The following is a 15775-nucleotide window of genomic DNA, read 5'->3' as shown; positions in this document are numbered from 1 at the left end:
GCGTCGCAACCGAAGACCTCGTCATTCGCGCCGCTCACGCTTCCACCTCGCCGTCCCGCGAGAGTCGATCGAAGAGCCAGGCGCGCGCGAAGCGCCAGTCGGTGCCGACGGTTCGAGCGCTGACACCCAGGGCCTCGCCGACCTCCTCCGCGGTGCAGCCGCCGAACCAGATCATCTCGACCACGCGGGCGCGGCGTTCGTCGACGGCCTCCAGCTCGACCAGGGCCTGCTCCAGGTCCAGCAGGTCGAGCTGCTCCTCGTCGGGGGCGGCGGGCGTGCCCCCCAGGGAGACACGCGACCAATCGCCGCCGCGCTTGGCCGTGCCCTTGGCGCGGGCGTGGTCGACCAGGACCCGTCGCATGGCCTGGCTGGCCACGGCCAGGAAGTGGCGCCGGCCCTGGAAGGCGACTCGCGTCTGGTCGGCGACCCGCAGCCAGGCCTCGTGCACCAGGGCCGTGGGTTGCAACGTGTGGTCGCCGCGCTCGCGCGCCAGCAGGCCGGCGGCCTGGCCGCGCAGCTCCGCGTAAGCCAGCTCGAGCAAGCGGCTGCGCTCGACCGGGTCCGGCCGCGCCGAACGCTGCCCGCGGCTCGACGGATTGTCGCCCGGGCCTCCCCCATCGGCGTCCGCGGGGCCGGCGCAGTCCTCTCTGGGGGCGCTCATCGGTGAATCCTAGCCCGCTGATTCAGATCGATCGCAATTCGACTTCCGACCTCGAGGCCGCTTCACGCGTTGCAGGGGACGGCCCGGACGACGGGTCTCTCCCCGACCTCGAACCCGACGGAAGCATGCGACTTCGACACCTCTCCCTGTTCTTCCTCGCCGCGCCCGCCGCGGCCCAGACCACCTGGCACGTGCCCGGCGACGCCGCGACCCTGCAGGCGGGCATCGACCTGGCCTCGCCCGGAGACACGGTGCTGGTCGGCCCCGGCTCCTGGATGCCGGCCGCGCCGCTCGACTTCGCCGGCAAGGCGATCACGTTCAAGAGCAGCGACGGCGCGTTGAACACGTACCTTGACGGCGACAAGCATCGCCGACTGATGGTCTTCGACGACTTCGAGGGCCCGGGGACGGTGATCGAGGGTTTCACCTTCTTCGACGGCCGCGGCGACGGGAACGACGTCCTCGCACCCGACGAGACCCGCGACGGCGGCGCGATCCTGATGTCGAACTCGGCCTCGCCGACGATCAAGCGCTGCGTGTTCCAGGGGAACCAGGCCGCCGCCGGCGGGCCTGGCTCGACGGGTTCCAAGGGCACCGACGCCACCGAGGCCGGCGACGACGGCGGCAAGGGCGGCAAGGGCACGGTCGGCGGGCGCGGTGGTCACGGCGGCGCGATCTGGATCACCAGCGGCACGCCCCTGATCGAGTCGTGCGTCTTCTACCAGAACCAAGCCGGCGCGGGAGGCTCCGGGGGCAAGGGCGGCAAGGGTGGCAAGGGCGGACCCAACGGCTTCCTGATCTTCGTCGGTGACGGCGGCAAGGGCGGCACCGGGGGCACGGGCGGCGAGGGTGGCTCGGGCGGGGCGATCGGCTCGTCGTCGGGCTACCCGCTGCTGGTCAACTGCCTGTTCATCGGCAACACCTCAGGCATGGGCGGCAAGGGAGGCAACGGCGGGACCGGGGGCGACGGTGGCGACGGACTGGGTTCGCACGAGGGCGACGTGGGTCCGGTCGGAGACGGTGCCAACGGCGGTGTCGGCGGCGAGGGCGGGGCATTGTTCAACGCGTCGAACCGCTTTCGCATCGTCAACTGCACCTTCACCCAGCAGACCCTCGGCGCCGGTGGCGCGAAGGGCACTGGCAGCTCGGACGGCGCGGCCGGGGCGCTGCGCGACGGCGTCGTGCTGCACAGCTACCAGGGCGGCGACGTGATCGAGAACACGATCATCTGGGGCAACTCGACGGTGCAATCGCAGCTGGGCACCAAGGTCGCTGGGTCGTTCGTCGTGCGCTATTGCTGCACCCAGAGCCCCTACAGCGGCGCGGGGAACATCAGCGTGAACCCGCTGTTCGCCGACACGACCCTGGGCTGGGTGGGCTACGGCTTGCAGGCCGGGTCCCAGTGCATCGACGCGGGCTCGACCAGTGCCCTCGCAGGGCTCCCCTTCTCGGCCGCCAACAAGGACCTGACTGGGCACCTGCGCAAGATCGACGATCCCCAGACGGCGAACACGGGCAGCGGCTCGCCGGCGGTCGACATCGGTGCGCGGGAGTACGTCCCGGCGGCCGTGGTCGAGCCCCTGGTGGGGTGCGGCACGAACACGCCCGGCAGCCTCACGGTGCTGTCCGGCTCGCCGCAGCTCGGGACGTCGATGCTGCTCGGGATCGACAACCCCTTGGGGACCCAAGCGCCCCTCTCCCTGGCCTTCCTGAGCCTCAGCTTCGCGACGCAGCCCTTGGGTCCCTGCGGCCTGGTGTTGCCCGGCTTCGGCTTCGCCGGCAACGGCGCGCCGGGTGAGTTCCTCTTGAACTACACCCCGGGCCTGTTGGCCTGGACCAAGGTCGCCGGACTGTGGGCCGCGCCGGGTCAGCCCGTGCCGATCAGCATCGCCATCACGAGCGACCCTTCGGCGCTGGGCCTGCCGTTCTTCGTACAGGGTGCGATCCTCGACCAGACTCCGGGGACGCAAGTCGTGCTCGGGCTTACGGAGGGCCTGCGGATGGTGCACGGGCTCTGAGGCGGGCGAGGGTGCGCCCCGGCCTCGCGTCGGGGTGGCGCCGCTGACCGAAGTCGAACGCGACGGCGGTGCGGCGCGACGCAGCGGGGAGGCGGAACGTTCCCCGCGCGTCGCGAACTCCCGCGGATTGAGCCCCGCCGGCGGGACTCTCGGGGGTATAGGGGGCGGGTGACAGCGTGGCCTTCTGCGACCGCGCTCGCACCTCCCCACCCCTTGCCCCCGAGAGCTCCCATGCGCGCCGCTCCCCTTCACCTCTCCCTCGCGACCCTGACCCTGGCGTCGACGGCCCATACCCAGTCAATCCTCCGGGCCCCCCGCTACGAGTTGAGCGGCGACCAGAACTACGTCGCCCTGGCCGACTTGGATCAGAACGGCACCGTCGACGGCGTCGTCAGCAGCGCCAGCGGCTGGTTCAGCGTGCTCGACGTCGGCACCAACCCCACGCTCGGTGCGACGATCCCGGGACTCTCCGGCCAGGAGTACAACGCCCTGGGCGACGTCACCGGCGACGGGCTGGCGGACCTGGTGGTGCGCTACAACGACCTGCCCTCGGCCGGGACGTCGGGCGTGCGGCTCTACGCCGGGCGCGGGGACGGGAGCTTCGACCCGCCGCTGCAACTGCCGGGCCCGGAGCTGACCTGGGAGCTGGTCCTGGGTGACGTCAACGGCGACGGGACCCTCGACGTCGTGACCTACGACACCGACACCGTCTTCGGCGTGGGCACCGACTACCAGGTCAACGCGTGGATCCTCGACGGCCCGACGCCGCTGGCTGCACCGTCGCAGTCGCTCCCGACCTACGCCGGACACCTGACCGTGCTCGACCGCGACGGGGACGGATCCGACGAGGTGGCCGTGGCCCGCGCGGCCTTCGAGCCCGGCGGCGCCGACCTCTACCTCGTGGATTGGGACGCCGCCGCCAACCCCGGCCTGGTCCAGGTGCTCGAAGTGACCACCTACATTGGCAGCGCCTCGTCCCTGACCGCCGGCGACGTCGACGGCGACGGCGACGATGACCTGGTCTTCACCCAGTACACCACCGGCGGCATTGGCGCCTTCGTGCTGGAGAACAGCGGCGGGACCCTCGTCGCCGGCCCCGGGCAGAGCGGCATCGGCGGGACACCGTGGATCGGCCCCGGCTACATGGTCGACTGGGACGGCGATGGCGACGACGACCTGATGTACCTGGACTTCTCGTCGCAGTTCAGCAGTGCCTTGATCTATCTGGGCCGCTCCGAGGGATTGACGGTGGAGTTCGCGACCTACTGGAGCTGGCCCGGCGCCTCGCAACCTTGGGGCATCGCGGGGGTCGCGGACCTGAACGGTGACGGGCGACTGGACGTGGCCGCCGGCTCCGCGGTGCTGCTCGGCTCCGGCACGATCGAGGCGGTCGGCAAGCCGATCCTGACCGAGGGCTGCTGCGCGACCGTCACGGCCGAGGCGGTCGACGTGGACGGCGACGGCGACCTCGACCTGTCCGGCGGCTCGCGCTACGTGACGATCAACGACGGCACCGGCAAGGGACCGGCGGTCGATGCCTTCAGCATTCCACTGCCGGGGACCGAACTGGTCGACCAAGTGTTGGCGCGCGGCGACTTCGACGGCGACGGCTACGGCGACCTGGCCGTGGAATGGGGTCAGCTGATTCAGACCTTCCCCTTCAACCCGACCTTCGAGTTCCTGGGCACGCGATTGCTGCGCGGCCAGGCCGACGGGGTCTACGTGGACGGAGGCGTTGCGGTGGCTGGCATCGCGGTCGGAGCCCAGTACTCGGGCCTGATCGACTCCGCCGACTTCGACGGTGACGGAGACCTGGACGTGCTGGGCTCGGGCGGCTGGTACCCGGGGGATGGCGCCGGTCACTTCGGAGCGAAGGTCGCGGGCTTCAGCGGCGAACCGCGCGCAATCGCGGACCTGGACGGCGACGGGGACACCGACCTCTTGATGCGCGAGACCTTCGGCAACACCAGCAGTTGGCACTTCCAACAGAACGACGGCAGCGGCAACTTCACCGAGGTGCAGACCTTCGAGCTCGTGGTGCCCATGGGCGAGATTCCGCTCTTGTTCGACTTCGACCGCGACGGGCTGGTCGACCTGTGCTTCGCGACCCTGGGCGGCACCACCACGTCCGGCTTGACCGTGGCGCTCAACCTGGGTGGCGGCGCCTACACCGCGCCGTTGCAGATGTTGCCCTCGGTGGGCGGCTACGAGCGGGTTGCCGCTGGCGACGTCAACGGCGATGGTCTGGCCGACCTGTTGGGCTGGAGGGACCAGCAGGGCTCACTCGGTACTCGCCTGGAGCTGTGGCTCGCCACCGCGACCGGCGGCGTCTACGAGTTGGAGTCCTACTTCGGTCCCAACTCCTACTCGATCGCCGACCTGGACGGCGACGGCGACGGCGACCTGATCTCGAACCTGTTGATCGAGGCCACGACGTTCGACACGCCCTCCTCGGGCTCGGTCAAGCAGTACGGCTTCGGCTACGGCGGCGGGCCGGTGGCACCTGTCCTCGGCGCCAAGGGGCCTTTCGTGCCGGGGACGCCCTCGGCGGAGCTGCGCATCGTGCACGGCATAGGCGGCGCCTTCTACTTCGTCTACTGGGGCACGACCGAGGTCAACTTGGTCGACGTTCCGCTCCCGGGTGCCGGTGTGTTCATCGCGCCGCTCTACCAGATCTACGCCGGAGTCCTGGGCGGCACGCCCGGCGCCGAGGGCGAGGGCAGCGTGGCCATCGACAAGACCGTCTGGACCACGGCCATCCCCGGCTTCACGATCCCGCAACAGGCCCTGCTGGTGCACCCGGGCTACCCGGCGGGCTTCGCGCTGACGAACGCGGTCACCATCGGCTACGGCTTCTGACGCAACGCGCCCGGGGCCCAGCGCCCCGGGCGAAACTGCGGGTTCAGTCGGCGTCGAGAGCGACTCTCGGCTCGGCGGCGCCGCCGTCGCCCGTCTCAGTCGACGAGCGGCCGATTGAACTCCGTGCGCCAAGCGGTCGGATCGGAGCCGGACTCGGAACCCGCGACGTAGGACTCCCACAGGCTCGGCCCGTGCTCCAGCCCTTGGGCTTCGATCCAGGCGATGAACTCGCCCCAGGCCTGGCCGAGGCCCTCGTAGGGGCCGCGGTACACGGCGCGCGCCACCCGCGTGGCGGGCAGCTCGCTCGCGACCACGCGGCCGGCCGGCTCGACGGCGCGCGGCACCGGGACGCCGACCTCGAATTCGAAGACCTCCGGGTCCATGCGGAAGTGCCGACTAAAGACCGGACCGGCCGGGCCCAGACCTTGGGCCTTGACGGTCGCCATGACCTCTCCGATCGCCGGCCCCATCACCGCCTGGATCTCGTCGCGCGGGATGGTGAAGCGGATCACGGCCGTGGGCTGACGGGCGGTGGAGGTGACGTGGGGGTTCTCGAGCATCTCGGGAGCTGGTAGAGGGTCGGACGGCGGACGAAGGCGCGGAGCCGGCGGACGAGGGAGGCGTCGCAGGGTACGCCGCCGGGATCGGTGCCCGGCAGGTCCGAGCGGCGCCCGGTGGCCGCCGATCCTGGTGGCGCATCGTGCGACGACTCGGTCAGTCCGATCGCGTGGAGGCTCTCCAGGAGCACGTCCACCACCGCGCGAGTGCGGACGCCCTGGTCACCATGCTGGGCGCCGCCGGCTTGGGCGGGATCGAATCGGTGGACCACGGCCACTTCAGCCTGCGCTTCGCGGGCGCTCGAGTCCTACTGGAGCACGGGTTCATGCGCCTTGGCTTCGTCGAAGGCTGCCGAGCGATCTGTGACCGCGGCCGCATCGACGAAACCAAGGGCGAGCTCGAGCGGAACCTGGATACGCTGGCCGCCGAGCGGGGCAAGCTGCGTCTCGCGGTGCCGACCGCCTACGAACGCCGCGGGCCGGTCAGCGGCCCCGCGGCTCCGACGACCAGCGGCGTCGGATCAGCCCGATCAGCGCGGCGGCGCGCTCCTCGCCGGACAACAAGGGCAGCTCCGCCTCGAGCTCTGGACGCGCCGCCAGCTCGGCGCGACGCTCCGACCAGGCTTGGCGCGCTGCGTCCTGGACCCGCTGGGGCCGCGGGTCCCAGACCCGCAGCTGGCCGTCCTCCCCAACTGACGCGAGCCGCTCCCCGTCGGGGAGGAAGGCGAGCGAGTACACGTAGCCTCGGGTCGCTCGGAACTCGTGCTGAAGGGCCAGGAACTCGGTCTCGTAGATCTGGATCCACCCGCCGCTACAGCCCACCGCCAGCGTCTGCCCGTCGGGGGAGTAGGACACGCACCAGGGCTTGTGATCGAGCTTGACCTGGTTCACGAGCTCGCCGCCGTCCAGACGTCGCACGCTCAGCTGGCCCGACGACGCGGAGTCGCCGGGGTTCACTTCGTAGCCCGCGATATGGGCCACCAGGTCCTCGAAGGGGTGCACGCTGAGCGCCGTCAAGTCCGCTCGCGGTGCCCGGCCCGGCGTCGCAAGGGTGGCCCAGCGACGCCCGGCACCGGAGGGGTTCTCCTTCCAATCGGAGCTACGCTCGTACGCTCGGTTCACGGCGACGGCGCGCGGCCCGGCCATCTGCACCTTCTGGCTCAGGCGCGCGCGCTCGCTCGGCTCGAGGCGCCCGATGAACTCGTCGAGCAGCTGGACGTGGTTGCCGCCGGTCACCTCGACCCCAGGTTCGGTGACCGTGACTCCGCCGCCGACCAGGTCCCACTCCACCACGACCACCCCGTCGAAGCCCACCATCGGGGTCGACATCACCAGGCGACGCGAGTCGTCGGAGAAGGCGAGCAGTGCGTCGCGGCTGCCGAAGTCGACAGCCCGCCGCTCGAGCCGCGCCAGCGGCTCGAGCGTCGTGGCGTCACAGACCAGGACCGCGTCCATGCGCGGCCCGGTGGCGGCAGCCAGACTCCCGTCGGGCGACACGGCCAGGTGGTAGAGGACGCGGTCGTGGATCTGCACGGAGCGGGACCGCGAATCGACGTCCGCCCCGATCGCGGACTCCGCGAGGTCGACCAGCCACGGCCGGTAGTCGCCGTGGGCCAAGGCCAACAGGCGCTTGCCGCTGGGAGAGACCTCGCCGACCACGGAGAACTCCGCGCCCCGGTCGAGCCGCCCGTCCTGGTCCTGGAAACGACTGACGACGTACGGGTCGGCTGCGAGCGTGTCGCGCAGCTCCACCCAGCCGTGGGAGCCGATGGCGACGAAGCGTCCGTCGCGCGGCGTGGCGAAGCTCGCGCGGCCGGTGTGCTCGGTGATCAGCAGACACTCGTCCAGCACGGGCACCTCTTCCAGTTGGATCCGCGAGGCCGTGCGCCCGCGTTCGGTCTCGACCCACTGGTGACTGACCCAGCCGCCATCGATCGGCTCGCCGAGGATCCGGTCGAATCCGGGACCGGGCCGATGGACTCGCTCGACACCGGTCCCCAAGTCGACGATCGCGACCTCCGACAGCCGGTTCACGAACACTCGATCCCCGGCTGGGCTCAGGCGACAGTGACGCTGGGCGATGGCGGAGTCGGCGCCGCCGCAGTCGAGACTCGAGATGGCCCGGCCCCTGTCGAAGACGGTCGCGAGGTCCGGGCCCTGCTGGACCACGACCACCTCGCCGTCGTGGGAGGCCTGGCCCAGCTCCCGGTTCCAGGGGGTCGACCACCGTCGCACCACCCGACCCCCGAAGAGATCGAGCAAGACGGTCTCGCCATCGGCCCAGCCGAGCGCCCAGCCGGTCGGCGTGGCCACGTCGACCCACCTCAGGCCCATGCCGGCGAATCGCTCGAACTCTCGCTCGAACTCCTGCTCGGGCCCATCGAGCGGGATCAGGCGAACCGCGTCCCGCGCCAGATCGAGGGCATAGAGATGATCGTCGCCGGCAAATCGCCAGCGGGGCAGGGCCGGTTCGGGGAGGATCGCGACGTCGCTCTCCAGGTCGAGCAGCACCGGTAGGCGGCGCCGGAACAGACGCCAGGCCCAGCCGCGTCGACTCTCCGGCACGCGCGAGTGCTGCTTCACCGCGCCCCAGACGTCGCCCTGCTCCAGGGCCTCGCGCGCAGATGCCATGACCCCGCCGACGAGCTGAGCCTCGCCCCTGCGCAGCTCGGCCGATGCCAGTTGGAGCAGTCCCCGCTGCTCGCGCTCGCGGCCCCACAGGTGCAGCGAGGTCGCCAGCCCGAGCAAGATCGCGAGGAACGTCCCGGTCACTCCTCCGACGAGCGCGCGGTTGCGCCGGGCGAACTTCAACGCGCGGTAGCGACGGCTGGGCGGCCGCGCGAGGATCGGCCGGTCCTCGAGCACCGCCTCGAGGTCCGCTGCGAGCTCCGCCGCGCTCGCGTAGCGCCGCGCCGGCTCCTTCTCCAGGGCGTGGACGACGACCGTCTCCACGTCGCCCGCCAGCTCGGGGCGCAGCGTCGACGGTGCCGGCGGGTCACCGGCGAGGGCCAGTTGAATGGCGGCGGCGAGCGGGAGCCCGAGCAGCTCGTGGGGCGGCCGGCCGGTGAGCAGCTCGAAGGCGACCGCCCCCAGGGAATAGACGTCGGTCCTGGGGGTGATCTCCTCGATGTGACCCTCGAGCTGTTCGGGAGCCATGTAGGCGATGGTCCCGAGCAGGTCGCCTTCCTCGGTCACGAGCGTCGTCAGGACCGTCGACCCCTCGGTCGCCCGAGCCACGCCGAAGTCGAGCACCTTGGGGCGCCCCTCGGCATCCACCATGATGTTCTCCGGCTTCAGGTCGCGGTGGATCACGCCCCGCTGGTGCGCGTGATCGACGGCCTCACAGACCTGCACGAGCAGGGCCAAGCGATCGCGAACCGACAGGCGGTGCTCGGCCACGTAGGTCGCCAGGTCGGAACCGTCGACGAGCTCCAACGCGAAGTAGGGCTGCGGCCCGTGCCCGAAGTCGAAGGTCCCCAGCTCGTACACCTGGGCGATCCCGGGGTGCTGCAGCCGGCCGAGGAGCTCGGCCTCCTGCCTGAAGCGCGCCATCCGGCTCGGCGTCGCGAGCAACGGCTTCACGACCTTGAGCGCCACGCGGCGGCGGGGCGAATCCTGCTCGGCCTCGTAGACGATGCCCATGCCCCCTTCCCCGACGCGGCGCAGGACCCGATAGGGTCCGATCCGATCGGGATCGGCCGACCGGACGAGCTGCCGGCTTCCCTCGAGCACCGACTCCAGCTGCTCGCGACTGGAGTCGATCTGGTCCTCGCCCAGGAAGCCCATGCTGGCCGAGTCGAATTCCAGCAGGCGCTCGACCTCGGCGCGCAGCTGCGGATCGTCGCCGCAGGCCCTCTCGAGGAAGGCCGGACGCTCCGCGTCCGGAAGTTCGACGGCCTGGGCGAAGACCGCGGCCAGGCGCGCGCGAGAGCCCTGCGTCATCGCGAATCAGGCGTCCGGGGTGAGTTGAGCGCGGAGCCAGGCGCGTGCGAAGCGCCACTCGGACTTGACCGTGCGTTCGGAGACCCCCAGGACTCGCGCGGCCTCGACGACGCTGAGTCCGCCGAAGTAGCGCAGCTCGATCACCCGCGCCGGTCGCGGATTCTCGCGCTCCAGCTCGGCCAGGGCGTCGTCGAGCTCGACCACCGAGGGTGCCAGGTCGCTCGAGGGAGCCGAATCGTCCAGGCTGACCCGGTCCCAGCGACCGCCGCGCTTGTCGGCACGCTTGCGTCGAGCGTGGTCGATCAGCACCTGGCGCATGGCCGTCGCCGCCAGCGCGAAGAAGTGCTCACGCCCGTTCCAGTCGCCGGCGTCCCCGACGAGCTTCAAGTAGACCTCGTGCACGACGGCGGTCGGCTGGAGGGTGTGCTCGGAGCCCGATCCCCGGAAGAGCGCCCCGGCGAGGGCGCGCAGCTCCTCGTAGACGTGGGGAAAGAGGGCATCCGCGGCTCCGGCGTCCTCGCGGGCCACCGCAGCGAGGATCGCGGTCACGGAGGTGGGCCGAGCGGCCGGCTGCTGGGGGGGGTCGGCTGACACGAGTTCGCATTGTAACCCCCGTCCACGAAAGGGGCTGAGGCCGAGCGCGGCGAATCGGCCGCGCCGCCGCTGCCCCCCGCCGGCGCGGATTCCGTGGCTGGATTGGAGCAGGCCGTGACGGCTCTCCATCCACGACACGCACTCGGAATCCCATGAAGTCACTCTTCCTGATCTGCGCCGCGAGCGCCCTGGCTCCGATCGTGAGCGCCCAATCGGGTGTCTCGGGGTCGGAGTCCTCGATCGCGCCGGCGGGCAACCTGAACAGCGCCGGCGGTGCCACAGGCTCGGCCGGCTATGCGGCTGAGACCAGCCTGGCCTTCGCCGGCGGCGCCACGGCCTCGAGCTCGGCCAACTACAGCTTCCGCGGCGGCGCCCTGTGGAGCGAGAACGGCTTCGCGCCGCCGGGCCCCGCGGTCTTCGGCGTCCTCCAGGGCAGCGGCAGCAAGGCGGGCGGCGACACCGTCACCGTCGTCGGCTCCGGCTTCCTGGGTGGCGGCCCGATCTCGGTCGAGGTCGGCGGCGCGGCGGCCTCCGGCGTCACCGTCGTGAGCGACACCGAGCTGAGCCTGGTCACCCCGCCGGGCGTGAACGTCTACGGCAACCCGCTCGGCGCCTCCGACGTGACCGTCGGCGACGGCCTGACCACGGCCACGGCCACCGACGCCTACGTCTACACGCCGGCTCTGACCGCGCCGGCCGAGCTGCGCATCGGCGCCCCGTACGAGATCGCGATGTACGCCACTCCGGGCGCCCTGATCGACCTCTACATCGGCGTGGCGATTCCCGGAGTCGTGCTGCCGATCGGCGGCCTCGACGGCGCCTTCGAGATGCTCGGCTTCTTCCTGTCTCCGACCTCCTCGACCTTCGCGGGTCCCGAGCCGCAGGTGTGGGGCTTCCCGCTGCCCAAGGACCCGAACCTGGTGGGTCTGGCCTTCCAGTGGCAGGGCTTCGAACTGACGAACTTCGCCCCTCTCACCGGGTCCTTCACGAACCGGCTGTCGACCCCGATCGGCGGCTGACCGGTCACTCCCCCAACTCGATTCGAGACGATCATGCACCTGCGCCAACTCGGAACCGCCTCCCTCGCCCTCGGTCTGGCCCTCCAGCTGACCTCGCCCGCAAGCGCCACTCCCGGGGACCCCCCGGGCCTGCTCCAGTTCCAAGGCCGTCTGCTCGATGGCGGCGGCGCGCCGGTCGACGATCCCGCGCTCGACGTCACCTTCGCCGTCTACGACCTGGCGATCGGCGGCACGGCACTTTGGAGCGAGACCCAGTCCCTGGCCGTCACCGACGGCCTGCTGTCGGCCGCCCTCGGCAGCCAGGTCGCCTTTCCGGCCGCCCTGTTCGAGACCAACGCCAGCCTCTTCCTGGGCGTGACCTACGGCACCGACTCGGAGTCGGTCCCGCGCCAGCGGCTCACCAGCGCCCCGTACGCGATCCACGCCGAGACCGCGAGCAAGGCCCTGAGCGTCGACGCGCTCGACATCAACCCGAACTCGATCGCGATCAACGGCTTGCCGGTCGTCGATGCCAGCGGCGCGTGGATCGGCTCGAGCAGCGGCCTCATCGGTCCGGTTGGTCCTCAGGGGCCGCAGGGCGACCCGGGTCCGGCCGGTGTGCAGGGCCCCGCCGGCCTCGACGGCGGGCCCGGCCCGATCGGTCCCCAGGGACCCGCGGGCGACGACGGTGCGGAAGGCCCGATCGGGCCGCAAGGACCGCAAGGACCGCAAGGACCGGAGGGGGCATCGCCGTTCCAGCAGATCTTCACGGACGTCTACTACGACCAGGGCAACGTCGGCATCGGCGGGATTCCCACCGCCCTGCTCGACGTGAGGGGCCCCAACGGCGGCCAGCTGCGGCTGTTCGACTTCCCGGATGACGGCGCGAGCCAACTCGTCGCGGGGCTGACGAGTGAGCTGGCGGGTCCGCAGCTGCGCTTCAATGGCGCGAGCCCCGACTACGTCGACATCGGACAGGACCTCGATGGTTCGTTCGTCGTCGAGACGAACGATCAGCCGCGGGTCATCGTGACCAGCGCCGGCGAGGTCGGGATCGGCACGACCCCGACGACGACCCTCGACGTCTACGGCACGGTCCGCTCCGGGCTCGGCGGCTTCCAATTCCCGGACGGCACGCTGCAATCGACCGCGACCATGGTCGGGCCTGCTGGCCCGGAGGGCCCTGTCGGCCCGATGGGAGCCGATGGCCCCCAGGGTCCGGCGGGAGCCGATGGTGCGCAGGGTCCGCAGGGGCCGGCCGGATCGCAGGGCCCGACCGGCCCGATCGGTCCGGAGGGGCCCATCGGACCCATGGGGCCGGCCGGCACGTCCGTGTGGGGCCTCAGCGGTTCCAACGCCTTCTACAGCGGGGGCAACGTGGCGATCGGAACGTCGACGGCCAGCGAACGCCTCACCGTCGCCACGAACTCGGGTGAGCGCGGATTCGTGCAGCGCGCGGGCTCGGTCTCGGTGGGCAGCTACGCGAACGGATCCGGCGGTTGGTACGGCACCTTCTCCAACAGCCCGCTGATCTTCTTCACCAACAACAGCTTCGGCAACGCCGCCCTTACTCCTGCGGGAGACTTCGGCGTCGGGACGCTGAGTCCGAACTACCGACTCGACGTTGCCGGAACGCTCCACGCCTCCGGAGCGGCGACGCTCGACGGCAACGTGGCGGTCGCCGGCACGATGTCGGTATCCGGACCAGCGCAGCTCACCGGAAGCATCGTTGACAACCCCACCGTCGCGGGTGTCCACCTCGGCAAGAACTTAGCCGGAAATGGCGCCATCGAGATCGTGTCGCCGTCCGGCAGTCCGTCCTTCATCGACTTCAAGTCCAGCACTCAGTCCGACTACGGCGCGCGGATGATGTACTCATCGGCAACCGACGAGCTCTCGGTCAACGGCACGAGCCTGTTCAGCGTCAACGTGCTCGAGATCCGCGGCGGCGCGGACATCGTCGAGCGCTTCGAGACGAGCGGTCCGGTCCTGGAGCCCGGCACGGTCGTCGTGATCGACGCGGACAACCCCGGCGAACTCGTCGCTTCGAGCGAGCCGTACGACCGCAAGGTCGCGGGCGTCGTCTCCGGAGCCGGAGGCGTGCAGGCTGGCCTGTGCTTGTCCCAGGAAGGCGAGCTCGAAGGCGACACGAAGGTCGCGATGACGGGTCGCGTGTGGGTCCACGCCAGCGACGAAAACGGTGCGATCCGCGCCGGCGATCGACTGACGACCGCGAGCCTCGCAGGCCATGCGATGAAGGCTACCCACGGAGAGCGCTGGGACGGCGCCGTGCTGGGCAAGGCAATGTCGAACCTCGACGAGGGCACCGGGCTCGTGCTCGTGCTCGTCAACCTCCAGTGAGACAACGAACCATGGCTCATCAACAGTTCACTGGCGACATGGAGAGGCCCCACACCTCATCTCGGTGGCTTTGGGAGCATCCAAAGGTCACGGCCTGCATGCAACGCGCAGTCGGCTTGCTGGGCCCTTTGCTCGCGGGATCGACCCTGACCCTGACTGCCCAGGCCGACGTCCTCTTCTCCAACCAAAGCTCTGCCGACGTCTACATGAGCGTCGGTTCCATGGGCGTCTTCTCCAGTGACATCTTCGTGCCTGCTGGTGGCGTTCATTGGATACTCTCTGACGTGACAGGCCTGGCGCTCCGAGCGCGCACGGACCTGGACCCGTTTCTAGGTTCCGGGAGCTACTTCGACTACGAAGGGATCGTATATGGCCTGCAGAACGAGGGCGTCGTTGCGCTGAGAAGTGAATCGACGCCGTGGCTCTTCGGTGGGCTGTACCTGTCAGCGATCGACGGCACTGGCGTGGAGTACGCGACTTCGGATGCACATCGATCGGACACGGTTCGTAACGTGAAGTTTCTTGGGTCCGCAGACTGCCAGTTCTACGAAGATCAGTTCGTCTGGGAGGAGATCGCGGATGCCACCCATCAGCAGATGTTCAACCTGCTGGGGCCGCCCGAGTCCCCGGCATATCGAGGGATCGTCATGGCGGGCGACCTGACGCAGAACGCCAGGTCGGTTGAATTTGACGCCTACTTGGATTCACTCATCGGTCTAGACCGATTCGTCTTTGATTCAGTCGGGAATCATGACCTGCTCGGTGGTGGTTTGTTCACGTTCTCGAACCCGCTCAAGGTCATCCCCAACCTGACAGAGCGAAACCGAGTTACGAGCCGGTCCATGTCTTCTGCGGTCGATGCAGTGTTCTTCCCAATGCCGTTCCCGCAGGACCCTATCCCCGTGAAGGCGCCGCACTACTCGTGGGATTGGCACGATGTCCACTTCGTTCAGCTCGGGCTGGCGCCCGGAATGGGCGATTCGCAGGGGACGATTTTCAATCATGATGGCAGCCCACTCCCGACCTATGACAGCCTTGCCTTCTTGCAGGCGGACCTGCTGCTCAACGTGGGCACTTCGGGGAGGCCTGTCGTTCTCATCCATCACTACCACCTTGCATCGGAGCAAGAATGGTGCGGTTCATGCTCGGAAGGGCAACATCTGGACATCTCCGAAAGCGAGCGATTGGCCTATTGGGAGGTGCTTCAGCCGTACAACGTTGCGGCGATCCTGTCAGGGCACGTCCACACCAATGCCTATCATGACAAGCAGCATTGGAAGTACAACTGGGCCGACCCAACCCCCGCAGGCTCCATGAAGGTGATTCCAAACTACATTCTGGGTGCGGCGCGAGGTTCTGGAGACGAGGAGCCTGGTTCGTTTGTGGATTGGGGAGTCTTCGCCGGAATCGAGATGAATGCGGTGAATCAGCTGAGGCTCACCCGGTACAGCGCAAGCGGCTATATGACTACGGGTGGGACAGACATCGTGTCATTTGGCGACGACATCCTGCATGTTGCTGACTTGCCTCCCGGTAGTCATGGCTATGGCACTTCCTATCAGCCCTTCCCCGATCCCCGACATGCCGATGAAGCGCTGGCGACGCGTTTCCCCGGTACGGCGGGGATGCCCAACGCGGGCGCCGAAGGGGTGCAGCTGTCCCCCGGAAGCTACGCGGGCAGCATGAAGCTGACCCAGAAGGCGAAATGGACTTCCAACGGAGGGGCGGCCGTGTTGGGGGTCGATTGACGCCCTCGCCGCGCGGTGCCAATGTGAGGCAGCCCCC

General features: G+C 69.8%; 9 protein-coding genes. 5 read left to right on the top strand and 4 right to left on the bottom strand.

Features of this window, described 5'->3' with window-relative positions; all coding sequences use genetic code 11:
* Positions 1-34: 34 nt before the first annotated feature.
* A complete protein-coding gene (locus Pla133_RS04505; RefSeq protein WP_145062901.1) occupies positions 35-661 on the bottom strand; it encodes a sigma-70 family RNA polymerase sigma factor in 627 nt (208 codons plus the stop codon).
* Positions 662-786: 125 nt separating this feature from the next.
* Here Pla133_RS04505 and Pla133_RS04500 point away from each other — a divergent pair, with 125 nt between their 5' ends.
* Positions 787-2679 (top strand): right-handed parallel beta-helix repeat-containing protein, encoded by a 1893-nt coding sequence (locus Pla133_RS04500; RefSeq protein WP_145062899.1) that lies wholly within the window; start codon positions 787-789, stop codon positions 2677-2679.
* A 231-nt stretch (positions 2680-2910) separates the two neighbouring features.
* Entirely contained in the window at positions 2911-5538 is a 2628-nt protein-coding gene (locus Pla133_RS04495; RefSeq protein WP_145062897.1) for an FG-GAP repeat domain-containing protein, read from the top strand.
* A 95-nt stretch (positions 5539-5633) separates the two neighbouring features.
* Here Pla133_RS04495 and Pla133_RS04490 read toward each other — a convergent pair whose 3' ends face one another.
* The 3 genes from Pla133_RS04490 to Pla133_RS04480 all read right to left on the bottom strand — a co-directional run bounded on the left by Pla133_RS04490 (position 5634) and on the right by Pla133_RS04480 (position 10586).
* Positions 5634-6098, bottom strand: coding sequence for a GyrI-like domain-containing protein (locus Pla133_RS04490; RefSeq protein WP_145062895.1), 465 nt, complete (start codon positions 6096-6098; stop codon positions 5634-5636).
* Between the two features lie 480 nt (positions 6099-6578).
* Positions 6579-10037, bottom strand: a complete 3459-nt coding sequence (locus tag Pla133_RS04485) for a WD40 repeat domain-containing serine/threonine protein kinase (protein WP_145062893.1) — start codon at positions 10035-10037, stop codon at positions 6579-6581.
* A 6-nt stretch (positions 10038-10043) separates the two neighbouring features.
* Positions 10044-10586: a sigma-70 family RNA polymerase sigma factor gene (locus Pla133_RS04480; protein ID WP_419192126.1), complete on the bottom strand. Its 543-nt coding sequence runs from the start codon at positions 10584-10586 to the stop codon at positions 10044-10046.
* A 197-nt stretch (positions 10587-10783) separates the two neighbouring features.
* On the opposite strand from Pla133_RS04480, the gene Pla133_RS04475 reads away from it, so the two are divergent.
* Genes Pla133_RS04475 through Pla133_RS04465 form a run of 3 tightly spaced genes read left to right on the top strand, consistent with a single transcriptional unit; the run spans position 10784 to position 15738 of the window.
* Complete coding sequence (locus Pla133_RS04475; protein ID WP_145062889.1) at positions 10784-11650, top strand: IPT/TIG domain-containing protein; 867 nt, start codon at positions 10784-10786, stop codon at positions 11648-11650.
* 33 nt (positions 11651-11683) lie between these two features.
* Positions 11684-13990, top strand: coding sequence for a collagen-like protein (locus Pla133_RS04470; RefSeq protein ID WP_145062887.1), 2307 nt, complete (start codon positions 11684-11686; stop codon positions 13988-13990).
* Positions 13991-14001: 11 nt separating this feature from the next.
* On the top strand, positions 14002-15738 hold the full coding sequence (locus tag Pla133_RS04465) for a metallophosphoesterase family protein (RefSeq protein ID WP_145062885.1): 1737 nt from the start codon (positions 14002-14004) through the stop codon (positions 15736-15738).
* Positions 15739-15775 lie beyond the last annotated feature (37 nt).

This window comes from Engelhardtia mirabilis, from assembly GCF_007748095.1.
Classification (GTDB): domain Bacteria; phylum Planctomycetota; class UBA1135; order UBA1135.
Note: the sequence above shows the minus strand (reverse complement) of the source record. Positions and strands in the feature narration are given on the sequence as shown.